The organism is Skermania sp. ID1734, assembly GCF_007489285.1.
In the GTDB taxonomy this organism is placed as follows: domain Bacteria; phylum Actinomycetota; class Actinomycetes; order Mycobacteriales; family Mycobacteriaceae; genus ID1734.
This window is the reverse complement of record NZ_VLIY01000024.1, coordinates 42,959-65,995: the sequence shown is the minus strand read 5'-3', so window position 1 is coordinate 65,995 and position 23,037 is coordinate 42,959. Positions and strand designations below refer to the sequence as shown.

Below are 23,037 nucleotides of genomic sequence, written 5' to 3'. Positions count from 1 at the left end.
AAGCAGCTTGATCCGCTTGTGTGCCTCCCGCAGTTGCGCGGCTACGTCGTCAGCGGGCGGTGACGCACCTGGCCGGCTACGGTCGTCCTCCCGCTCGGCGATCTTGAGCCAGCGATGCAGGCAAGCCTCCGAGATCCCGAAATCCTTCGCGATCTGGCGCAACGGAGCCTCACCCTTGCGGGCCACGGCGATGACATCGGCACGGAACTCGGCAGGAAACGGTTTCGGCACGAGAATGATCCTTCCAGCAAGGACGAATCCTCACAGGTCAGGAGTCAACCAAACCGGGGGCAGTCCCGTCAGCTGTGCTCGGCGCTCAGTACCGCCGCGCCGAGCCAGTGACACATGAGTAGCGCCAACTCGACATCGAGGCGGTCGCCTGCGATCGGCCGCCCGCGGCGCTCCTCCGCGCGCTGCACCCGATACTTGACCGAATTGAAGTGCAGATTGAGTTCGTCCGAGGCCGCCTTGTAGCTCGAGCCCTCACGCAAAAATACGCGCAGCGTCTCGCGAAGGCGGGCGTCGTTGTCTGTGTTCGTGGCGAGGGGGCCGAGCGTCTCGTGCACCCAGATTTTCGCTTCCGCGAGATCCTGGCCGAGCAGCGCCACCGTAGACAGGCCCGGGTCGCCCGCCGCGGTCACGCGCCCCGCGTGCGCGCCGGCAGCAAGGGCAACTGCCCGAGCCTGCAACGCCTGATGATGCGATCTGCGGAAGCCGGCTGGTCCTTTCAGAGGTGTGCCGATTGCTAACCGCGGCGCATCCTGTCGACCGCTCACAAACCGGTTCAGGTCACTGACTAAGTTGATGGCTGAGGAATCCCGGAACGGAATCCACCCCCAGCCGGTCACCCGGTCCGCGGCGACGAAGAGCGGCTTTTCTTTCACGCCGAGCGCGTGTCCGATGTCGCGAAGGAATCGCTCGAGGCGGGTCAGCTCGGTGCCGGCGCTGCCTTCTTCCGAGTACCACATGACGACGGCGACATGGGTGCGACGAAGCGGATAACGAATTGCTGCCGTGAGGGCATCGACGTCGATGTCGTCGGATTCCAGCAATTCGCGGACCCGCAACGCGCGAACGGTGTTTCGGTTTTCGAGCCAGTGATCGCGTTCTTCCTCATAGGTCTCGACGACCTGGATGGAGATCCAGTCGATGTAGCGAAACGTCACCGACTGCATGCGTTCGACCACGTCGAAGCGCAGGCCTACGTCGATGTCCGACCCACGAATCGCCTGAATAATAATGTCCAGCAACGCTTTCTGTCCGAGCCGGTAGGCCCGCACCAAGGCGTTGGCGGGTACCCCTCGCTGGGCCAGTCGTCGCGCATACTCGAGTGCCGCGGTCGGCGGCTCGACGCGATCGAGCGGAATCTCGTACTGCAACGCGCGGAAGATGGCGTCGACGTTGCCCTCCACACTTGCGCCCAGAAGTTCGATGAGGTGCGGATCGCCGCGCAGCGGTTCGATTTCGGCGGCCAAAAGGTGCTGGATCGACCGCGAAACATCGGCGCGCCGGTCATTGAGTCGGCCGATGATGGCGGCGCAGGCGGCGCTCACCAACTCGTCCTGCTGCGCAGTGTTCGGCATGAGTGGACCTTAGTTCCCGCATGTGTGCCAGGGGTAACTTTTTGGCGCGGGATTTGTCGCCCGACGACAACAAATGAAACTACGTCGGGCCACGCCGGCAGCCTGGCCCCGGCGCTGAGCGACCTTTTGGTCATTTGTGTCGCCGCAAAACAGTGGATTCGGGGAGCGTTGTTTGCGCACCACGAAGCGCTGCGGCCGCACATTCGATAGCGTCCGGCGGATCCGTAACCGGAGCCACCCCGAGATGATCCCGCTGAGGCGTATCCGGTGCCCTGTCTGCACTCGCGTCACCCACCGTTAGGAGCACCAAATGGCCGCCCAACAGTTCCGGCTGAATGCGTCGTCGCTGACGTACGCGCAGCAAGACGGCGTAATCACCGTGGGCATTAACCTCGAGGGCGAAGCGGGCGGATTCGGTCCGACGCTAGGGACCCTCAGCGCCACACCTGCAAACGCAAACCAGGGCAGGTGGCAGTGGGTCGGTGTGTCCTTTCCCGGATCGGGTGACAGCAAAACCGGCCTCGGATCCGGCGCGTTCCGCAAGATATCTTCGACCGCCTGGCAACTCGACGGCGATGTCGACATCTCCGGCGGGGACCGGCTGCGTCTCGATGCTGAATTCGACCTGATGGAACGCGTTTTTGCTGGCCAGCTCAGTTAACGCGTTCTGCACCCTCTTTGTTGCCCGGCAACAATGCGCGTTGCGGATGTTGTCGATCTCCGACGGTGTGATGCGGATCCCCGGCTGCTAACGTTTGCGCCGTCCCGTTGGAGTTTGAGGACCCTCTCCACTCCTGCACTGTTACATCCCGACGCCACAGTGTTTGCTGACGATAGCGCCCCATCAGTCGACCGGACCGATGGGGCGCTATCGCATGTTGGTACCGGTACAGGGCCGCAATTCGACGTGCTGGCAAGCAGTTTCGTGGACCGACGTCCATCCAATCGGCGTTTGTTCTCGCGTGACAATGGTTGTCGCAGACTTCGTTGATTCGCGACGGTGTGATGCCGATCACCGATTCCTACTGTTGAGCCGTCCACTTCGAATTCCGCTGATTCAAGGACCGCCCATGAACCTTTCGGTACTACCAGACCGCCGAGCCGACGAAAACCCGCAAGGGCCATGCATCGCGGACGACGAGATCGATTATGACAACGAGCAGTTCGCCGTCGCCGTGCGTCGGGCCGCGGCCGCATTCCAGTCACAGGGGGTCGCCGCCGGCGACGTCGTGGCGGTCATGCTGCCGAATACCACGGCTTTGGTGGTATCGCTGTTCGCCGCTTGGCATTTGGGCGCAGCCGTTACTCCGATCAATCCCTCGCTGGTGCCGGCTGAGATCGCTTACCAGGTGTCGGATGCGGCCGCCAAGGTGCTCGTGGTAGGCAGCCCAATAGATTTCGAGGTGCCCGGCGCCGCTGTGGTGACGACCGACGACCTGACCTCAAGTCAGGAGTTGGCTGACGCCGCCGTGCAGGTACCCGACGACGCATTGGCGCTGTTGATCTACACCAGCGGAACCACCGGTCGGCCCAAGGGCGTCATGCTCGACCACGCGAATGTCAACGCGATGTGCGACATGATCATTCATGCCTTCGGCCTGACCGCCGCCGATCACAGCCTGCTCATCCTGCCGTTGTTCCACGTCAACGGCATCATGGTCAGCACACTCTCCCCGCTGCTGGTCGGCGGTCGGGCCACAATTGCCGGCCGGTTCAGCCCGAAGACCTTCTTCGATCGACTCGAAAAGAGCGGTGCCACATATTTTTCCGCGGTCCCGACGATCTACACAATGCTCGCTGATCTACCGCCCGAGGTCCGGCCGGACACTTCGGCAGTTCGGTTCGGAATCTGTGGTGCTGCTCCGGCCAGCGTCGAACTGTTGCAGAAGTTCCACGCCCGCTACGGAATTCCGCTCATCGAGGGTTACGGGCTGTCGGAAGGTTCGTGCGCCAGCACGGTCAACCCGCTTGACGGTCCTCGCAAACCGGGAACTGTCGGTCTGCCGCTGCCGGGTCAGACCATCCGCATCGCCGGACCCGAGGGGGAACCGGTGCCCGACGGGGAAGCCGGTGAAGTCTTGATCCAGGGCCCAAATGTCATGCGCGGCTATCTGAACCGCGCGGAGGAGACGGCCAAGACGATTGTCGACGGCTGGCTGCATACCGGCGACATCGGCCGCTTCGACTCCGACGGATACCTCATGCTCGTCGACCGCGCCAAGGATATGATCATCCGCGGTGGGGAGAACATCTACCCGAAGGAAATCGAGGAAGTCGTCTATCAGCTGCCCGAAGTCGCTGCGGCGGCCGTCGTCGGACGCGACAGCGCGGTCTACGGCGAAGAACCGGTGCTATTCGTCGCGCTGAACTCGGGCGCTGAGCTAACCACCGATCAGATCCGCGAGCACGCCCGCGAGAACCTCTCGAAATACAAACTGCCCGTCGAGATCACGATTCTCGACGAGCTACCCAAGAACGCCGTCGGCAAGCTCGACAAGCCGTCGCTGCGCAGATTGCTCACCGCGCCCGCCGGCGCCTGAACCACATACCCAAGAAACTCAAGACAGGAGAAAGTGACATGGGATTCAAAGATCCGGTGTTTCCCGCAGTGGATCCGGACGAATTTGTGCGAATGCCGTTGATGCAACGCATCCGTATCCTCTCGACCGACTGGGCCGAGAATGGATTCGGTTCGCCGTACATGTTGCACACGATCTACATCTTCAAGATCGTCGTGCTGTACTCGATTGTCGGCATCACGATCGCCAATGCGACGTCGGGACTTCCGGCGTTCTGGCACGTCGCCGAATGGTGGAATCAGCCGATCGTCTACCAGAAGGCAGTGATCTGGACCGTCTTGCTGGAGTGCCTGAACCTGGCCGGTTCGTGGGGTCCGCTGGCCGGCAAGGTCAAGCCGATGACCGGCGGCGCTCTCTACTACGCGAGGGTGGGAACCATCCGGATGCGTCCGTGGAAATGGATACCGGGCACTAACGGTGACCGGCGCACACCCCTTGACGTCGCGCTCTATCTGCTGCTGCTCGTCAGCCTGGTCGTCGCCCTTGTCTTTCCGGGCGTGGACAGCGACGCGCTTAAAGGCATGCTGCCGGACAACGTCGGACTGGTGAACCCGGTTCTGCTGATCGCGCCACTGGTGCTGCTGGTGCTCAACGGGCTGCGGGACAAGGTCATCTTCTTGGCCGCTCGGGGCGAGCAGTATTTCCCCGCACTGTTCTTCTTCGCGGTGCTGCCGTTCATGAACATGATCATCGCGCTGAAGATCCTGATTGTGGTGGTGTGGATCGGTGCTGGTTGCTCCAAGTTCGGCAAGCACTTCTCGAACGTTGTTTCCCCGATGGTGTCGAACAGTCCGTCGATGCCGTTCAAGGCCATCAAGCGGCTGTTCTACCGGGACTTTCCGAGGGACCTGCGTCCGTCGTGGGTATCACACATGATGGCGCACGTCGGTGGCACGATTCCGGAGATCATCGTCCCGTTGATCTTGTTCTTCTCGCCCAACATCTATGTGACCACCGCAGCGGCGCTGTTCATGGTGATGTTCCACCTGTTCATCATCTCGACCTTCCCGTTGGCGGTGCCGCTGGAATGGAACATCCTGTTCGGCTACGCGGCAGTGTTCCTGTTCATCGGCTTCCCGAACTCCAGCGGCTTCGCGCCGTGGGACATGTCGCCGGCGTGGCTGGCCGCAATCATCGGCGCTGCATTGTTGTTCTTCCCGGTGCTGGGCAACTTCCGGCCGGACAAGGTCTCGTTCCTGCCCTCCATGCGCCAGTACGCCGGTAACTGGGCGTCGGCACTGTGGTCGTTCGCGCCTGGTACCGAGCAGAAGCTCAACCGGGTCACCAAGCCCGCAAAGAACCAGATCGATCAGTTCATCGAAGGGCTCGGGATGCCGAAGAACCTGGCCGAGTTGCACTTACAGCGCACCATCGGCTGGCGCAGCTTGCACAGCCAGGCCCGCGGGTTGTTCTCCCTGCTGCTCACGCGGACGCCGGACATCGACAGCCGCGACGTACGCGAGGCCGAGTTTTTGTGCAACTCCGTGCTGGGCTTCAACTTCGGTGACGGCCACATGCACAACGAAGAATTCATCAAGGCCGTGCAGGACGAGGCCCAGTTCGCTCCGGGCGAGTGCATCATTGCATGGGTGGAGTCCGAAGCGCTCGGTAGTGGCATCCAACGCTACAAGGTGATCGACGCTGCGCTCGGTGTGATCGAGACCGGAACGTGGCGGGTGGCCGACGCGGTCAACGAACAGCCATGGCTGCCCAACGGTCCGATTCCGTTGAACACCACCTGGTCTCGTACCGCGACGGCAGCACCTGCCCAGACGAACGGTCAGCAGCCTGCAGTGCATCGCGTGGAGGCACGGCGCGGTAAGGGCGCGTTGACCTGATCAACCATCACGGGTGGCCGCCTTCGGGCGGCCACCCGTGAAACCGACCGAAGCACCTAACCGGAGCGAGTGGGAGTCGAGAAAAAAATGAGCACAGCAACTGTCGTGGGTGGTGGCCCCAACGGGCTCGCCGCCGCCGTGGCCCTGGCATCCGAGGGCGTGGCGGTAACGGTGCTCGAGGCTGCCGACGAGGTCGGTGGCGGAACGCGCAGCAGCGAGGCGATTGTGCCGGGCCTGCTGCACGACCACTGCTCGGCGATTCACCCGATGGCCGTTGGCTCGGAGTTCTTGGGCGGTCTCGGACTTGATCGGTACGGGCTCTCGTGGCTGCAACCGCAGATCGATTGCGTGCACCCCCTGGACAGCGGCAAGGCTGGGGTTCTGCTCAAGTCGGTGGAGGCCACCGCCGCTGGCCTCGGCAAGGACGGGCCGCGGTGGCGCATGGCCTTCGGCCAGCCGTCAGCTCGCTTCGACGCGCTGTCGGAGGACATCATGCGGCCACTCCTGAGGGTGCCGCGGCATCCCTTGACGCTGGCGCGGTTTGGTGCGCCGACAGTGCTGCCGGGTTCGGCGTTCGCCCGGCTCTTCCGCACCGAAGAGGGCCGGGCGCTCTACGGCGGCATTGCCGCTCATGCCTTTCGGCCGCTGCATTACCCCATGAGTGCGGCGGTGGGGCTTGGCATCATCGCCGCCGGCCATCGGTACGGATGGGCGGTGGCCAAGGGCGGGTCGCAGTCGATCGCGAACGCGCTGGTGGCACTGTTGACGGACCTCGGCGGCAAGATCGAGACCGGTATCAAGGTGGAGTCGGTCTCGCAATTGCCTCGCACGGACGTCACACTCTTCGACCTGGATCCGGCTGCGGTCGCCAACATTCTGGGTGGCCGCTTGCCGGGCCGAGTTTCACGCGCCTACAAGCGGTTTCGCCGCGGGCCGGGGGCGTTCAAGGTGGATTTCGCGGTCGAGGGCGGCGTGCCGTGGACCAACGGCTACGCAAAGCACGCCGGGACCGTGCACGTGGTCGGCAGTTTTGACGAGTTGGCCGCGACCGAGCGTGAGATTCATGCCGGCCGGATGCCGGAGCGTCCGTTCGTGCTGGTCGGGCAGCAGTATCTGGCCGACCCGTCTCGTTCCGTGGGTGATATTCATCCGCTATGGACGTATGCCCATGTGCCGAACGGCTACAGCGGGGATGCCACGGAGGCGATCATCGCGCAGATCGAGCGCTTCGCTCCTGGATTCCGGGAGCAGATCGTAGGGATGGCCGTGCGTTCGACCACCGAGATGTCCGTCTACAACCCGAACTATGTCGGTGGTGACATCATGACGGGTGCCAAGGACATCCGTCAGTTGATCTTCGGGCCGCGAATCACCCTGTCGCCGTACAAGACAGGCGTGCCCGGTGTCTACATCTGCTCGGCGGCCACGCCACCTGGACCAGGCGCCCACGGCATGTGCGGCGCCAACGCCGCCAAACTCGCGCTGGCATACCTGCAGCGCCACGGCTGAGCGGCGATTGGTTCCGGCAACCAACACCGGCTTCGATCGTTGTCCCGCGGAGACGGTGATCAGGCTCGGGCGAGCTGCGAAGGTGAATGCGTCAGCGGGTCATGCGGCACAAAGATTCTCGACCACGACCGACGGAGTGAACAGCACATGGACGTCTTGGATGTACAGCACGTTGACGCACGTGCACCGCATGCCGACAAGCTCGCGGGCCGAGTGGCGTTCGTTACAGGAGGAACACGCGGTATCGGTGCGGCGATCGCGCGCAGTCTGGCCGGACAGGGCGCGTCGGTCGCTGTCGGCTACAGCCGTAACGCGGAGGCTGCACAACGATTCGCCGCGGACCTCGGCCAGACCTGTCAGCAACACGGCGCGTCGGCATCGGCCCATCAAGGCAACGTCGGGGCGTCGGTCGACTGCCGCCGGACGATCGCTGAGGTGATCGAAACCCACGGGCGCTTGGACATTTTGGTGAACAACGCGGGCATCACCAGCGACAAGACCGTCGCCACCATGACCGACGAGGACTGGTACTCGGTGCTTGCGGTCAATCTGTCCGGCGCATTCTTTCTCTCCCAGGCCGCCTTGTCGCACATGGTCGAGCGCGGTACCGGCCGGATCGTGAACCTGTCCTCGGTGGTGGGCGAGACCGGCAACATCGGGCAGGCCAACTACGCCGCGTCGAAATCCGGGTTGTTCGGCCTCACCAAGACACTGGCCAAGGAAGCAGCGTTCCAGTTGGCGAAGTCCGGTAAGCCCAGCGACGGAATCACCGTCAACACCGTGACGCCCGGTTTGGTGGCCACCGAAATGACCGCAGCGATCCCGGAGAAGGTGTTGAACAAGCTCACCAGCCAGATTCCGGCTCGCCGCGCCGGGCGTCCGGAAGAGATTGCGCGCGTTGTGCATTTCCTCGCCGCCGACGCCTCCTCCTACATCACCGGACAGGTGTGGAGCGTCAACGGCGGCATGGACATGTGAGCCCGACTCGATTGCCCGTTCTCACACAACAGAAAGCAGGGGAAAACCATGGCTGTGACCAATGCGGAGGAGTTGGCTGCGCCGCTGGATTTGTTGCTCACCAGCGCGACCCGGCCCTTCCTTGGTCGGATGATGCCGAATCAGTCCTGGAGCCGGCTGGGCGCCAGCCTCGCGAAACAGCCTGGAACGGTGGCGAATCGGGTGGGCGGCCTGGCCCGCGAACTCGGGGCGATCGCGATCGGCTCGTCCGACCGGGCGCCGGCGCGGGCTGACAAGCGGTTTGCCGACCCCGGCTGGGAGCAGAACCCGTTGCTACACCGCACAATGCAGGCGTATTTGGCCACGGCCGCCACCGCTGACCAACTGTTCGCGGATGCGCGGTTGGATTGGCGAGATTCGGAAAAGATGCGGTTCGTGCTGGACAACCTGCTCGAGGGTCTCTCGCCCTCCAACAATCCACTGTTGAGCCCGCTGGGGTGGAAGGCGCTCATCGATACCGGCGGCATGTCGGCCGTCCGCGGTGCCCGGGCTTTCGCCCGTGACATGCTGTCCAAGCCGCGGGTGCCCGCGATGGTGGAACCGGACGCCTACGCGGTGGGGGAGACCGTGGCAACCACCAAGGGCGCGGTGGTCCTGCAGACCAGGGTGTTCGAGTTGATTCAGTACTCACCGCAGACGCCGACCGTGCATCAGGTGCCATTGCTGATGGTGCCGCCGGTGATCAACAAGTTCTACATCCTGGATATTGCGCCCGGCCGCAGCATGATCGAATACTTCGTCTCCCAGGGTCAGCAGGTTTTCACGATCTCCTGGCGCAATCCACAAGCGCGGCACCGTAACTGGGGATTTGACACCTACGGCGCGGCAATCGTGGAGGCGCTCGACGCCGTCCGAGCGATCACCGCCAGCGACACCGCGCACCTGCTCGCCACGTGTTCGGGCGGCATGCTCGCCGCGATGGTTGCCGCACACCTGTTTTCGATCGGTGAGGGCGACAAGATCGCCGGGCTCACGCTGGCCGTCACAGTGTTGGATCAGAACCGGGCCGGTTTCGCCTCGGCCGCGATGAGCGAGCGAGCAGCCCAGGCGGCGATTCGGGCGTCGGCGAAGAAGGGCTACCTGGACGGGCGAGCGACGGCGGAGGTGTTCGCGTGGCTCCGGCCGACCGACCTGGTGTGGCGATATTGGGTCAACAACTACGTCCAGGGCCGCTCACCGGCAGCGTTCGACGTGTTGTTCTGGAACGCCGACACCACCCGCATGGCCGCCGCGCTGCACCGGGACATGATCATGATGGGTTTGCAGAATTCGTTGACCACGCCGGGCGCGGTGAGCATGCTCGGCACTCCCGTGGACCTGTCGAAGATCACCTGCGACTCGTATGTGGTCGGCGGCGTCGCCGACCATATCTGCCCGTGGCAGGCGACGTACCGTAGCGCCCGGTTGCTCGGGAGCAAGGACAACAAATACGTCCTTTCCACCAGCGGACACATCGCCGCGCTGGTCAACCCGCCAGGCAATCCCAAGGCGTCCTTCCGCACCGCACCGGTTGGTCCGGAACGGGCCGAGGACTGGCTGGCTTCGGCCGAAAAGTGCCCTGACTCCTGGTGGGTCGATTACGCGGCCTGGTTGGCAGAACGCAGTGGTGACGATGTCGATGCCCCACAGGTACTGGGCGCCGAAGGCTACCCGCCGTTGGCGCCTGCCCCCGGAACCTACGTCCTGCAGAAGTAAGGGAGTGCCAATGTCCACCCGTGTTTTCGCCCCGACACAGTTAACCGATACCTACGTGGCCGCGGGTGGGCAGCGGATGCGGGTGCATGTCCGGCCAGGATTCGGCCGAGCCGGCAACTCCGTACCGCTGGTGCTCTGCAACGGAATTGGGGCGAGCCTCGAGGTACTTGACCCGCTCGTCGACGAGCTCGACCCCGCGCTGACGGTGATCCGTTTCGATGCGCCCGGCACCGGTGGCTCGCCGACGTCCATTGCGCCCTATGGATTTCCATACCTCGCCTGGGTGCTGGGCCGGGTGCTGGACAAACTCGGGTTCGGCGTGGTGGACGTGCTCGGGTTGTCCTGGGGCGGGGGACTGGCGCAACAGTTCGCCTTTCAGAATCCGCGGCGATGCCGTCGGCTGATTCTGGCCGCAACCTGTCCGGGCGTGTTCATGGTGCCCGGCCGCCCGCACGTTTTGTCGAAGATGCTGACGCCGCGCAGGTTTTCCGATCCCGACTACGCTGCTTCGATCGCCAGGGAAATCTACGGTGGCTCGGTTCGCCATCATGAAGGCAACGTCGCCGAGCTGTTTCGCGGCCAGTTGCGCGCCGGGTCTCGCATCGGCTATTTGCATCAACTGCTCGCCGGAGCGGTGTGGAGCAGTGTCGCCTTGTTGCCGATGATTCGCCAGGACACCCTCATCATCGCGGGCGTTGACGATCCGATCATTCCACTTGTCAACGCACACATCATGAATCGACTTTTACCGCATTCCACCATGCATGTGCATCCGGGCGGCCATATCGATCTGGTGCTGAACGCGGCCGAACTTGCACCCGTCGTTAGCGCGTTTCTGCGCTCTGCTGTACCAGACACCGAACTGGACGTCGACCTGCCGGCCTGATCACGAGCTGACCTGAAGAGGGAGATTCAGATGACCACCAACAAACCACTCGCCGACAGAACCATGATCATGTCCGGCGGAAGCCGCGGCATAGGCCTGGAAATAGCCAAGCGCGCCGCCGCCGACGGCGCCAACATCACGCTGATCGCCAAGACCGACGCGCCGCACCCAAAGTTGCCTGGCACCATTCACACCGCCGCGGCCGAACTGGAAGAAGTCGGCGGCAAGGTACTGAAGTTCGTCGGGGACGTCCGCATGGACATCCAAGTGGAGCACGCTGTCGAGCAGACCATCGACCGGTTCGGCGGCATCGACATCGTCGTCAACAACGCGTCGGCGATAGATCTCGCCGATACGGACACGATTTCGATGAAGAAGTACGACCTGATGCAGGACATCAACTGCCGCGGCAGCTTCCTGCTTGCCAAACTCTGCCTGCCGGCCCTGCGCGAATCGGCGCGGGCGGGACGCAACCCGCACATTTTGACGCTGTCCCCACCACTGAATCTGAACCCGCGCTGGGCGGGCCGGATGCTCGCCTACACCATCGCCAAGTACGGAATGTCACTCACCACTTTGGGTTTTGCGGAGGAGCTGAAGCCCGACGGCATCGGTGTGAACTCGTTGTGGCCGCACACCACCATCGCCAGCGCGGCCGTCCGCAACGTCCTCGGCGGCGAAGAGATGGTCGCAAATTCGCGCACCCCGGACATCATGGCCGACGCCGCCTACGCGGTGCTGACCTCACCGGGTAGCGAGACAACCGGAAATTTCTTCATCGATGATGAGGTGCTGGCGGCCAAGGGCATCAACGACTTCGACAAGTACCGCGTAGTACCGGGGGAGGGTGAGTTGGAACTCGACCTGTTCCTCGACTCCTGATCCGCTACGGCAGGGCAATTCCCGGCGCCGCGTCGGCCGCCAGTCGGACCAGTCCGGTCCGCGTGCAGATCGCCGCGGCCGCAGCCAATTCCGCGGCGCCCTCACTCCGGCCTGCGGCCGACAGCGCCATACCCACAAGCAGTTTCGCGCGCAGTGCCGCCAGCGGGCGGCGCCTGCTGTCGATCCCATCGGCCAAGGCACGCGCACGCTCGCAGGCCTGTGCGTGAGAATCCGGGTCGGCGCTGGCCAACAGCAGCCGAACCGCCGAGCCCTCGTCGAATTCGGCGGTGATCGTGGCGATTCCGTCGGGATGCTGCAGAATCCGCGGTGTCAGGAGCCGCTCGGTGTCGAGCGGGCCGATGTCGTGTCCCAGCCTGATCTGCTCGTTCAGAACGCGCGCGGCCAGGCGGGGTAGGGCCAACTCGTGTGCCGTCTTCAGTCCGGCTGCCAATCGTTGGGCGGCGGCGTCCAGGTCGCCCTTTGCGATCAGTAGACGCGCTCCGGTCGTGTATGTCGCGATCATGAAATCGACGCCGCCGCTTGCGTTACCGATTTCATAGCTTTCATCCAGCAGCGTCGTGGCCGCCGCGAGATCGCCCTGCTCGTAGAGGAGCTCACCGAGCAGCGCGCCCGCGAGCCGAGCCGCGTGCGAGTGCTGTCCGGCGAGCCTGACCGCGATGTCGTATGCGTCCTGAAACGCCGTTGACGCTGCCGCGATGTCAAGTTGCTCCTTGGCTGCCAGGCCCGCAAAGCAACGACCGTAAATGGTCGCGAACGGTCCCATCAGCTCGTGATAGGGCGCGGCCCACTCTTGCCACCGTCGGGCGGCGTCGAAGTCGAAACGGTAGATCGCCACAAACGACGCGATGTTGCCCGCTACCCCGGACACTCTCGGGGGGAAGGAATCCGGTCGCGACAACGCATCCTGAACCAGACTGTCCGCAGTGTCGACACGGTCGGCGAAGATCGCCTCGACGGCGCGCACCACGTCAGCTTCCGCACGCAGGTCGGCTTTCTCGGCTTCGGTGAGTACCGCCTTGTCGCATGCCAATTCGAACCGATTCAGCGCAGTGTGGGTGGGAACCAGGCGCTGCAGGAGAATGTTTATCCACGCGAGCAGGAGTTGGATGCGCGGGCGGGACACCACCAACCGCGGCGGCAGCTTCGCCAAGATACCGAGCAGCGTTGTCATCTTCGACCGCTCGAGTAGGAAGGCTTCGCCTTGTTCGACCAGATCTATGGCGTGCTCTGGGCTTCCGGCAGCGAGTGCGTGATCGACCGCTTCGTTGAGCATGTTGTGCTCGGCGAACCACGCTGACGCTCGGTTGTGCAGTTCTTCGATCCGCTCGGGGTTGTCACGATCGAGTCTGCGACGTAGGTACTCGGCGAACAGTGGGTGATAGCGGAACCATTCGCGTTTCTCGTCGACCCGGTGCAGGAACAGTCCCCGGTCCTCGATTTCCTCGAGAATCGACTGGCTGCGTGCCGTGCGGGTCAGGGCGGACGCGAGTCCAGCACATACCTGCTCGGTTATCGACGTCGTCACCAGAAAGTTCAGAAGTTCTGGATCGAGCGCGTCGACGACGTTTTCGGCGAGGAACTCGCCGATGTCGTCATGGCCGGACATGTGGCCGATCAGGCGTTGCGGCTCGGCGCCAGTGCGAAGCGCCAAGATCGCCAGTTGCAGCGCGGCTCCCCACCCGTCGGTTGCGTCGGACAACGCCTCGATATCGGTGTCCGACAACGCCAGTGCACTCTCACCGGCAAAAAATGCCCGTAGCTCGCCGGAGTCGAAGCGCAGGGCCTCGGTACCGATATCGATGACTTCGTCGCTGATTCGCAAGCGGCTCAAGGCAAGTCTGGCGCGGGCGTCGCTGGTGACGACCATCGGCAGATGATGGCATCCGTTGTCGAGAAGGAAGCCGAGCGCCGCGCGCGTCGCCTTGTCCGTGACGTGGTGCCAGTCGTCGATGATGACCACCACCCGGTCATCGGCGTTGTGCAGTTCGTTGATCAGCGATGTGAGGAGGTGTCGTTGGGCGGCGTCGGGGTGCGCTTCGAGGACCTCGTCGAGTTCGCCGGCAAGTTTCGGGCGAATATTGCGGATCGATTCGATGAGATGCGCAAGGAACCAGGTGACATTGTTGTCATCGTCGTCGATCGACAGCCACGCGACTGCAATGCCGCCGCCGATCAATTCGTCGCGCCACTGGGTGGCCAGCGTGGTTTTGCCAAACCCGCTCGGCGCGTGAATCAGGCTGAGCCGCTTACGACGCCCGGCGCGCAGCGTGTCGAGCAGTCGGTCGCGGCGGACCAGGTTTCGTGCCGGTGGGGGCGGGCGGTATTTCGTCGCGGGGGTCGGTGGCATGGTCGATCGCACACTGGTACGGCTGCTGCCGGGTCGCGATGCCGCAGGTTTACGTTGCGTCGCGACCTGCTGGCCGGGTACGGCCATCTCATCGACCGGGATGCCGTTGCGGCGCTGAATGTCACGCAGTTCGTTGCCGAAAGCCACTGCTGCGGTCGGCCGGTCGGAGGCCTGCGCCGCCATTGCCCATTCGATGGCGGCCGCGACGTCGTCGGGCATTCCTTCCTTGCGCAGGTCCGGTACGGGTTGAGCGGCGACGCGCAGGAACTGCGCCATGATCTGCTCACCGCTGCGGCGTTCGTACGCGGCGTGTCCGGTGAGCGCGCAGAACAAGGTCGCGCCAAGGCTGTAGACGTCTGAACTGATCGTGGGCGAGGCGCCGTCGAGCACCTCGGGCGCGGTGAATCCGGGGGAGCCGGTGATCACTCCCGTGCCGGTCTCGAACCCGCCGACGACGCGGGCGATGCCGAAATCGGTCAGCTGCGGTTCGCCGTAGTCGGTCAGGAGGATGTTGCCCGGCTTGACGTCGCGATGGAGAGTGCCGACCCGATGGGCGGCTTCCAGTGCGCCTGCCATCTTGACGCCCAGCCGGAGGGTCTCGACCCAACTGAGTGGTCCGGTGCCGCGGATGTGGGACTCGAGCGAGCCCTGGCCGTGATACTGCATGACGATGAACGGCCGGCCGTTGTTGGTGGTCCCGATCTGGAAAATCGGCACAATGTGCGGATGCCCCGACAGGCGGCCCATCGCATGCTGCTCGCGAGCGAACCGCTCCATGCTCTCTTCATCGAGACTGGCTGTCAGGACCTTGACGGCAACCGTCCGATCCAGTTCCGGCTGGTCGCACCGGTAGACGATGCCGAATCCACCCTTGCCGATTTCCTCGGCGTTCTCGAACCCTTCGATCTGTAGTTCCGCCACGATATCCGCAGCCGGATGACGCTGTGTGGGTGGCAATTCAGACTCAGCCATCGGGGTTCGCTTGTCAGGCGTATTCGGGTCAGGTAGGCATCTGGTCAGGCGTTTTCAGCATAACTCCGAATGAGCAACTCGCTGGCTTTCTCGCTGATCATGTACACGGCAGAGGCGATGAAGAATCCTGGAATGTCCGGAAACACGCCCGCATCGACGACCCGCAACCGGTTGACGCCGTAGACGCGAAAGTCTCCGTCGACGACGGCCATCGGGTCGTCGGAGCTGCCGATCTTGGTGGTCCCGCACGCGTGATGACCCCAGGCCTCATCGCGCACGAAGTCGGCCAGATCGTCGCGCGTCGAAGCGTCCGGGCCGGGAATCAGCTCGGCCGCGACGGCGGCGCCGAGACGACCGGCGATGTCTCGGGCGATTTCAATGCCATCCACGACCCCGGCAACGTCGGCCTCGAACCCAGCGGTGCCCTCATCGAAATAGTGGAATCGGATCTCGGGCGCATCGCGCGGATCAGCTGATCGCAACGTGACCGTGCCCGCCCGATTGGTCGTGTGTCCCTTGAGCACCAAGATCGACAGTCGGTTCTTGTGCGCGACGGCAGCGCGGGAATAGCCGGGGTAATAGCCCCGGAAGTCGATCGGCAGCGCGAACACGATGAGGTCGGGGTCGTCGGTGGCGACGCTCGAGCGGGCGATCAGTGCGGCCAGGCTGCCGTTTGTGGTGTACGGACCGTCCCGGTGGTCGCGCCACTCGACGAAGAGCGCGTCGGCGTCGGATGCGTCGACGGGCACGTCCAACGACGAATCTTCGAATATCGGGTAGTCACTGCTGAGTTCGGTCACCACGGAGACCTCGTATCGATCGTGCAGGTTGCGGCCGACGCCGGGCAGGTTGTGAATCACTTTCACGCCCAGGGACTCCAGTTCCGCTCGCGGTCCCACACCGGACAACATGAGAAGCTGCGGGGTGTTGTATGCGCCGCCCGCGAGGATTACTTCGACGCGTGCATGGACCGTCCGTGTCGGCGGAAGTGACTCGGTATGCACACTTTTCGGCTGTGCTCGGTAAAGGTTCTGGCCTTCAATGTATTCCACCCCCACTGCGGTCATGCCGTCGAAAAGGACACGAGTGGCAAGGCAATTCAGCGCCACCGTAAGTTTGCCGGGTGCGTCGTCGAGCGCCTGGCGGATCCGTTCCCGGCTGCCATTGCGTTCGCCATCTGCGACCGCAACCGGAATGAACGCCATTCCCTCGAATCCGCCGTTGACCGCATCCAATGCGTTCGGGTCGCGGGGGAGTGGCACGTCTTCGCTGATGCCGAGGCGTTCCCGTGCCGTTTCCTCGATTGCGCCGATGATGTCAAGGAACATCGGCTCACGGCCGCCGATGTCGGGCCGCGCTCGGGTGGTTCCCAGCCAGCCGTCGTATCCGTGTGCCGCACGTTCGTCGCGGTCAGCCTCGTTCTGGCCGGGCATGGGTTCGGCGTCCTTGCCGCGCCAACGCTCGATTCGCCGGAAGTGCTCCCGCATGGCGGCGGCTCCCCATGATGGGTCACCGGTGAGGTCAGCGAGTCGATCCCAGTCGCTCGGGTGCGGATAGATAGTGACCATCGCGCTGATCGCGGTGCTGCCGCCGAGCGTGCTACCCCGGGGATACCAGATGCCGTCTCGGTCCGGGACGAACTTCGAGTCCCGGGCTTGCTGGGTAGCGTCGTCCCAGTGGCGAACGTAGAAGTCCCAGCGCATATCCGCGTCCTCGCTGGCATATGCCTGCATGATCGGGATGCTGTAGTACCGGCAGGAGTGATCGTCACCGGCCTCGAGCAGCAGTACGCGATGGCCAGCCAGGGCCAGGTTCGCAGCGAGCGGGCCGCCGCCCGCGCCGGATCCGACAACGATGAAGTCGTAGCTCTCGTCCTCCGGTGCGGCCATGAAATGGGCCCTCCTCCTCGTCGAATCCGTTCTTGGGCAGCTTCTCATTTACCTGGTGAATTTTGCGGCCGCATGATTCGATCGGGTGATGACAGAGGCGCAGGACCTTCCCCGTGTTGTCTCCGCAAGCCTGGACATCGCGGCGCCGGCTACCGAGATTTTCGAGTTGATTGCTGACCCGGCGCAGCAGCCGTCCTGGGAAGGTAACGACAATCTCGCCGAAGCCGCCGATGGCCAGCGCGTACGTCAGGTGGGCGATGTCTTCGTCATGAGACTGAGTAACGGCATGGTTCGTGAAAATCATGTAGTGGAATTCGCCGAAGGCCGCCGGATCGCCTGGCGCCCTGCAGAAGTGGGCAGGAAGCCACCGGGCCACCTGTGGCGCTGGGAACTGGAACCCGCGGCGGACGGCCGGACCCACGTCACCCATACCTACGACTGGTCACAGCTAACCGATGAGAAGCGGTTGCCGCGGGCCCGGGACACCACCGCTGACAGGCTGCAGGCATCCCTGACTCGACTCGCCGAGCGCGCCGAGCGCCGTTAGCCGGTGCCCGGATGGCCAACGACGGTGAGAGCGGTGGTCCAATCTTTGGCGATCGCCTCCTGCGCACTGGCCAGCGGCACCTGACCCGCGCAGACCAGCGAGTGCAGTCGGTCTTCGACCTGATCCTTGGGGTTTTCCGGGCCGCTGCCGGATCTGTGCCCCGGGCTCGGCGGCTCGACCCACAGGTTCTGTTCGGCATTGGGGTCACCGCCGAGTTCCAGCGAAACCAGGTGGTCATACTCCGCATCGCGGAGAGTGCCGGCGTATCGATATGACGCAGCGTTCGCGCGCTTCTCACGGTCCGTGATTTCCGCTGGCGGACGGATTGAACTGGTGTAGCCCGATCGGCAAATCGTTGATGCGATATCGGCCTGGTTCACTCGCGGATTGACGGCGCCGGGGGTGCATGCCGCGTCCGGTAATGGTTGATTGGCGCTCGTGTACCGGTAGTGGCACGATCCCGCAGCCGGTTGCGGTTGCACGGTGTAGTGGGTCGGCCCGGGCCCTGCGGACAGCACCGCGTGCGAAGTTGACGCGGACATCGGGGCCGCCGCGGAAGGTGCGCAACCCGTGGCGGCGAGCAGGGCCGCGCCAACGGCGACGAGACGCATGCTGAGCTTGGCGATCAGAAAACCTTCGGGCACTTGGTTTCTCCACTGCGTTCGGTTGGCAGACACGCATTCTGCGATGTGTGACCCCATTCGTGGCGTTATCCGCCCGGCGTGGCGAAGGTGATGTTTGCCATTCGGCGTCAGCGCGATCGTTGTGGTGGCGACGGACCTAGCATCGTGTAATGACAATCCACCTTGCCTATACGACGACGCTGGTGGTGTGGCTAGGCGCCGAAGTCGTCTTGCAGACGGTGCAGTTTCTGCGTGGCGAGCGGGCGTCGACGAGGGAGTGGGGCAGCCTCGGCGCGATCGTCATCACGGCCGTCGCTGCCGGCATTGTCGCGGGCGTGATACGCAAACATTTTCCGGGACTGGACTTTTCGCTGTCTCGGCCGGTCTATGTCGTCCTTCTGGTGGTCGCGTGGGCTGGCATCGGGTTTCGGCTGTGGGCGATCATCAGTTTGGGCAGGTACTTCCGTGGGATCGTCCACATTCAGCAGGGCCACCGGGTGGTCCGGAGCGGTCCGTACCGGGTGTTGCGCCATCCCTCGTATGCAGGATTACTGGTCGCTTTGATCGCTCTGGCGGTGACCTTCGCAAACATCGGATCGATCGTCGCGTACGTCGCCTGCATTTCAATCGGTGTCCTGTATCGGATTCGGGTCGAGGAGCGAGTGTTGCTCGTCGGACTGGGCGATGAGTACGCGCGGTATATGCAGGAGACGAGGCGGTTAATTCCGGGGGTTTGGTGAGGTCGGTCAGTCAAAGCCGGTGACGTTCGCAGACAGCTCACCGACACGTGCGACCGTGACATCTGCGTGTGGATTGATCCAGACCGCCGTCCCCGCACGCAACCGGGGGATCAACAGATGATGTCCCCGGGATGGCCACTGCACGAATTCGTAACCGGCTAAATCCCATTGGACTGTCTCGGCCACCCAAACCGCCGCCTCGGCAAAGGGGGCGTCCATCGAAAGTCCTTCGCACAGCCCGAACCCGCCGATGCCGTCTCTTCCGTCCCAGCCAATGTGGACGGAATAGTTGGTATCGATACCGAATTCCCACGTCAAGCGGTCGATCCGCACGTTGCGTCCGTAGCGCAGATATCGAAGATCGTGCGCAACCGCCTCCAGGGCACGGACCCATGCCGCGGGTGGGTCGAACGTCGGATTCCCATCCGGCGTTGAGGCCTTGTCGAACATGGGGATGTGCCAGACCAGTTGGTCTTCGGTCCAAGGATTGCGTACCGACATCACTCGTCAATTCGGAGCTAAGGGGCCACCGGTCTGGCCGTTCGGCGACCTGTGACTGGCGATCGCCGCGACCAGTCCAGCTGCGACCACGAGTTGGCCCACCATCAGCGATGCCGGCAGCGTCAACAGTTCCCAACCGGTGGAACCCCAGTTCGTCGCCCACACCGCGATCCAGATAGCCAGAATCCAGGTCACGATATGCCCGAGCATCATCAACCCGACGGCCCACGTTCGATTGGCGCGTTCAACGAATCGGGCGACGCCAGCGCCGGCACCGATCAGCGCGGCGATCAGCCCTATCGGAAACGGGAGTACCACCATCACGCCGAGAAGCGGTCCTGGTTCGATCAATCCGGTGGTTACCACTTGCGGAAGTACATACAGCCAAACCAACGCAGCGCACACAACCGACAGGATCGAAATCCTCGTTAGCGTGTTCATTGCATTCAACTTAATCTGCGACGTGTGGCGAGTAGTCGAGCGGCAGGCCCTATGCGCTAGCACTCGAACGTTTGTTCGGGTATGATCTTGGTATGTGGGGTAGGGGGACTTCTTCGACGGCGGCCACCGCGGCCGATCGGGTGGTGTTGGCCGAGTTGGCGGCCGACGCGGTCACCGAGAATCGGGCCGCCTACCGGAAGGTGACCGCCTGTGCGGGATTGTGGGAGGCCTGGATCGAACGCGACGTGCAACTGGGCAACGGCGATTTCCACGACTGCGGCAACAACGCGCTGGCCGAGATCGGGCTGCGGTTGGGCTGTTCACGCACCATCGCCGAGAACACCGCCGCGCTCGGGATGGATCTGCGGTTGCGCTACCCACGGTTGCGGGCAGCGTTCGCGGCCGGCGAGTTGGATCAGGCTAGGGTCGCGGCCGCGGCCGGGCGGATGTGCGGATTCAGCCTCGACACCGCGCCCTGTCGCCGGGGCCGTTGGGCAGCGAGATCGACGCCATCTTGATGCGCACCGCCCCCGACGAATACGCCGAACTGCGCGCCGACACCAAGATGTTCCGCAAGATCAGCAAACGCGCCCTCGGCGACATGGCCCGGTTGCAGGTGGATCTGGAACCCGACGAAGCCGAAGCCGCCTGGCAGCGGGTGTGCGAGGTCGCCGACACCGTGTGCCGGTATGACCGCCGCGCCCGCCAATACCGCCTCACCGACGCGTTCACCGCCATCATGCACGGTGAAACCGCCCTCGAGTGCACCTGCGGGCGCGAGGACTGCGCGGTGGCCGGCCAACCCGTACCGAGCCTGCGACGTAAACCCCTGGTGCAGATCAGCATCGACGTGGCCACCCTGCTCGGACTGCTGTCCAACCCCGCCTACCTGCACGGGCACGGACCCATCGACGCCGAGTTGGCCCGCCAACTCGCCAGCGACGGCACCTGGCAAGCCATGCTCACCCAGGCCTACGACCTGGCCACCCAACTCGGCCTCATCAGCACGGACACCGACGGCGAGCGCGACCAGGACGACACCGACACCGACGACACCGCGGGTGTCGAGAACGGTCGCGCTGATTCCGACGATCTTGTCGAACACGCCGATTCCGGTGAGCAGAAGCAGTCTGCGGGTGCCGACGAATCAGCGGCGAACCTCGACGCCGTGCTGGTAGATCCCGAGATCACCGGTCACGACGGTGCGGTCGTCAACCCCGGTGAGGGTGGTGACAACGCTGACGGCGATTCCGGCGCAGGTGACGAGCCGGCAGATTCGGGTGACGAGCCCAAAACGCCGGACACCGACGACCCGCCCGCCGAAACCCCCGAACCCCGCCTCGACGACACGGCCGCCGACTCGGTATCGCCCGACTCCGCCGACAGCGACCTGCCCGAGCACCCACCGACACCGTCGACGCAGTTGGCCGCGGCGATCAACCGGTTGTCCGGCAGCATCTTCCACGCCCGCGGCACCCGCCACCGCGCCGGCTGGCTGCCCGAACCCGGCACCGTCACCGCGTTCACCACCCCCGCCGCGCCGGTGCTGGGCACCGCCGGGCTCACCGAGCTGATCACCCGCGCCCTGGCCGACAACCCCGACCTGCTCACCACCGCACCGGGCACCGGGGGCGGGCCACCACCCCCACGTGCGTTGATCTACCGGCCCGACGCCGACACCGCCGCCATCGTGCGCGCCCGCGACCGGCACTGCCGCTTCCCCGGCTGCCGCCGACCCGCCGCGGCCTGCCAACTCGACCACGTCGAGCCCTTCCGCCACGACAACCCGCTAGCCGGTGGACTGACCACCGTGACCAACCTGCAGGCACTATGCCTGCAGCATCACATGCTCAAAACCATGAAACTCTGGCACGCCCGAATGCTGCCCGGCGCCGTCATCGCCTGGACCAACAGCTACGGCGACACCTACCTCACCCTGCCCGCCGGCGCCGGAATCACCGCTCCGCCACAACAACTCACCCCCACCATCGGCAACGGACCACTCAAACAGAAACCCCCACCCGAACCCGACGACGAACCACCACCGTTCTGATGGGACGGCCAACTTACCCTGGGCGGATGATTCGCGCGCTCGGCGTTACCGCAGCGGTTGTGCTCACCACGACCGCAACCGTGGCGACGGCAACCGCTTCGGCGGATTCGCCCGGCACGTACGTCGCGCTGGGCAGCTCGTATGCGGCCGGTCCCGACGTCATGCCCATCGCGGACGTCGCATGCCTGCGGTCAGCCAACGACTATCCACACCAAGTGGCGGCCGCCCGGCATCTCCGACTCGTAGATGTCACGTGTTCCGGTGCCACGACCGCCAACATCTTGCGGACGCCGCAACGGCCGCAAGCAACAGTGCCGCAACTCGATGCCGTAACCACTGACACGAGACTCGTGACGATCACCATCGGCGGAAACGACATCGGCTACATCGGCCGACTGATCGGGCTCAGCTGTACGCATGCCGCTCCGCAAGGCCTCGCTTTCGTTGCGGCACGCATATGTGATCGGGGCGCGACCGTAGCCAACGAACCGAAGGCGGCCGACTTTACCGCGGTCGAGCACGCAATTGGCGATGTCGTCAAAGCAGTCCAGCACCGCGCGCCGCATGCGGACGTCCTCCTCGTCGACTACCCGCCAGTAGTGGACGACCACGCCACCGGCTGTCGTGCGCTACCGCTATCCAAGTCGGACGCTGTGGCCACCATCCGCATCTATAAGCACCTGATCGCAGCGACAGCGCGTGCGGCACAAGCCACCGGCGCTAAACTCGTTCGGGCGTCGAAAGCCGCTGCGGCACATACGGTCTGTTCTGCCGAACCATGGATGGTGGGTTTCGCACCACCGATCCCATACCACCCGAACCGAGCGGGCACCGACGGGGTCGCCCGCCTGGTTCTCGGCGCGATCTGAACCGAACCGCGTGACGGGCATTACAGTGGGGGACAGAGACCGCAG

Annotated in this window: 20 protein-coding genes; 13 read left to right on the top strand and 7 right to left on the bottom strand. The window is 64.2% G+C overall.

Annotation, left to right across the window (positions count from 1 at the left end):
- Together FOS14_RS22740 and FOS14_RS22735 are read right to left on the bottom strand one after the other, a co-directional pair.
- Window positions 1–231: transposase (locus tag FOS14_RS22740; RefSeq protein WP_143772870.1), on the bottom strand; the 231-nt coding region annotated here is incomplete at its 3' end.
- A gap of 68 nt (window positions 232–299) precedes the next feature.
- Window positions 300–1,583, bottom strand: coding sequence for a CdaR family transcriptional regulator (locus FOS14_RS22735; RefSeq protein WP_143773140.1), 1,284 nt, complete (start codon window positions 1,581–1,583; stop codon window positions 300–302).
- Between the two features lie 310 nt (window positions 1,584–1,893).
- Between FOS14_RS22735 and FOS14_RS22730 the strand changes: the two genes are divergently transcribed.
- The 8 genes from FOS14_RS22730 (at window position 1,894) to FOS14_RS22695 (ending at window position 11,989) form a co-directional block, all read left to right on the top strand.
- Entirely contained in the window at window positions 1,894–2,244 is a 351-nt protein-coding gene (locus FOS14_RS22730) for a hypothetical protein (RefSeq protein ID WP_143773139.1), read from the top strand.
- 409 nt (window positions 2,245–2,653) lie between these two features.
- Window positions 2,654–4,123, top strand: coding sequence for a class I adenylate-forming enzyme family protein (locus FOS14_RS22725; protein ID WP_143773138.1), 1,470 nt, complete (start codon window positions 2,654–2,656; stop codon window positions 4,121–4,123).
- Window positions 4,124–4,161: 38 nt separating this feature from the next.
- The gene (locus FOS14_RS22720; protein WP_143773137.1) at window positions 4,162–6,000 is read left to right on the top strand and encodes a DUF3556 domain-containing protein; all 1,839 of its coding nucleotides are present in this window, start codon (window positions 4,162–4,164) and stop codon (window positions 5,998–6,000) included.
- A gap of 87 nt (window positions 6,001–6,087) precedes the next feature.
- Complete coding sequence (locus FOS14_RS22715; protein WP_143773136.1) at window positions 6,088–7,509, top strand: NAD(P)/FAD-dependent oxidoreductase; 1,422 nt, start codon at window positions 6,088–6,090, stop codon at window positions 7,507–7,509.
- 147 nt (window positions 7,510–7,656) lie between these two features.
- Window positions 7,657–8,487 carry a 3-oxoacyl-ACP reductase family protein gene (locus tag FOS14_RS22710; RefSeq protein WP_143773135.1) on the top strand — a complete coding sequence of 277 codons (831 nt, stop codon included), beginning with the start codon at window positions 7,657–7,659 and terminating at the stop codon, window positions 8,485–8,487.
- Between the two features lie 48 nt (window positions 8,488–8,535).
- Window positions 8,536–10,221, top strand: coding sequence for an alpha/beta hydrolase (locus FOS14_RS22705; protein WP_143773134.1), 1,686 nt, complete (start codon window positions 8,536–8,538; stop codon window positions 10,219–10,221).
- Window positions 10,222–10,231: 10 nt separating this feature from the next.
- On the top strand, window positions 10,232–11,107 hold the full coding sequence (gene phaZ, locus FOS14_RS22700; RefSeq protein WP_143773133.1) for a poly(3-hydroxyalkanoate) depolymerase: 876 nt from the start codon (window positions 10,232–10,234) through the stop codon (window positions 11,105–11,107).
- Between the two features lie 30 nt (window positions 11,108–11,137).
- Entirely contained in the window at window positions 11,138–11,989 is an 852-nt protein-coding gene (locus FOS14_RS22695; RefSeq protein ID WP_143773132.1) for an NAD(P)-dependent oxidoreductase, read from the top strand.
- 4 nt (window positions 11,990–11,993) lie between these two features.
- Here FOS14_RS22695 and FOS14_RS22690 read toward each other — a convergent pair whose 3' ends face one another.
- Window positions 11,994–15,329, bottom strand: a complete 3,336-nt coding sequence (locus tag FOS14_RS22690; RefSeq protein ID WP_143773131.1) for a serine/threonine-protein kinase — start codon at window positions 15,327–15,329, stop codon at window positions 11,994–11,996.
- Between the two features lie 44 nt (window positions 15,330–15,373).
- Window positions 15,374–17,218, bottom strand: a complete 1,845-nt coding sequence (locus FOS14_RS22685) for a GMC family oxidoreductase (protein ID WP_143773130.1) — start codon at window positions 17,216–17,218, stop codon at window positions 15,374–15,376.
- Window positions 17,219–17,306: 88 nt separating this feature from the next.
- Here FOS14_RS22685 and FOS14_RS22680 point away from each other — a divergent pair, with 88 nt between their 5' ends.
- Window positions 17,307–17,765 carry an SRPBCC family protein gene (locus tag FOS14_RS22680; RefSeq protein ID WP_143773129.1) on the top strand — a complete coding sequence of 153 codons (459 nt, stop codon included), beginning with the start codon at window positions 17,307–17,309 and terminating at the stop codon, window positions 17,763–17,765.
- Here FOS14_RS22680 and FOS14_RS22675 read toward each other — a convergent pair.
- Window positions 17,762–18,409: a hypothetical protein gene (locus tag FOS14_RS22675; protein ID WP_255450535.1), complete on the bottom strand. Its 648-nt coding sequence runs from the start codon at window positions 18,407–18,409 to the stop codon at window positions 17,762–17,764. The two genes, FOS14_RS22680 and FOS14_RS22675, sit on opposite strands and share 4 nt — an antisense overlap.
- A gap of 149 nt (window positions 18,410–18,558) precedes the next feature.
- Between FOS14_RS22675 and FOS14_RS22670 the strand changes: the two genes are divergently transcribed.
- Window positions 18,559–19,128, top strand: coding sequence for an isoprenylcysteine carboxylmethyltransferase family protein (locus FOS14_RS22670; RefSeq protein ID WP_143773128.1), 570 nt, complete (start codon window positions 18,559–18,561; stop codon window positions 19,126–19,128).
- A gap of 6 nt (window positions 19,129–19,134) precedes the next feature.
- Here FOS14_RS22670 and FOS14_RS22665 read toward each other — a convergent pair whose 3' ends face one another.
- Entirely contained in the window at window positions 19,135–19,629 is a 495-nt protein-coding gene (locus tag FOS14_RS22665; protein ID WP_143773127.1) for a hypothetical protein, read from the bottom strand.
- 6 nt (window positions 19,630–19,635) lie between these two features.
- The gene (locus tag FOS14_RS22660) at window positions 19,636–20,070 is read right to left on the bottom strand and encodes a hypothetical protein (protein WP_143773126.1); all 435 of its coding nucleotides are present in this window, start codon (window positions 20,068–20,070) and stop codon (window positions 19,636–19,638) included.
- Between the two features lie 92 nt (window positions 20,071–20,162).
- On the opposite strand from FOS14_RS22660, the gene FOS14_RS22655 reads away from it, so the two are divergent.
- The 3 genes from FOS14_RS22655 to FOS14_RS22645 are packed head-to-tail and all read left to right on the top strand — an operon-like array spanning window position 20,163 to window position 22,992.
- Window positions 20,163–20,588 carry a hypothetical protein gene (locus FOS14_RS22655; RefSeq protein WP_143773125.1) on the top strand — a complete coding sequence of 142 codons (426 nt, stop codon included), beginning with the start codon at window positions 20,163–20,165 and terminating at the stop codon, window positions 20,586–20,588.
- On the top strand, window positions 20,561–22,123 hold the full coding sequence (locus FOS14_RS22650; RefSeq protein WP_221936757.1) for a hypothetical protein: 1,563 nt from the start codon (window positions 20,561–20,563) through the stop codon (window positions 22,121–22,123). Before FOS14_RS22655 ends, FOS14_RS22650 begins: the two co-directional genes overlap by 28 nt.
- 26 nt (window positions 22,124–22,149) lie before the next feature.
- The gene (locus FOS14_RS22645; RefSeq protein ID WP_255450534.1) at window positions 22,150–22,992 is read left to right on the top strand and encodes an SGNH/GDSL hydrolase family protein; all 843 of its coding nucleotides are present in this window, start codon (window positions 22,150–22,152) and stop codon (window positions 22,990–22,992) included.
- The last annotated feature ends 45 nt before the right edge of the window (window positions 22,993–23,037 follow it).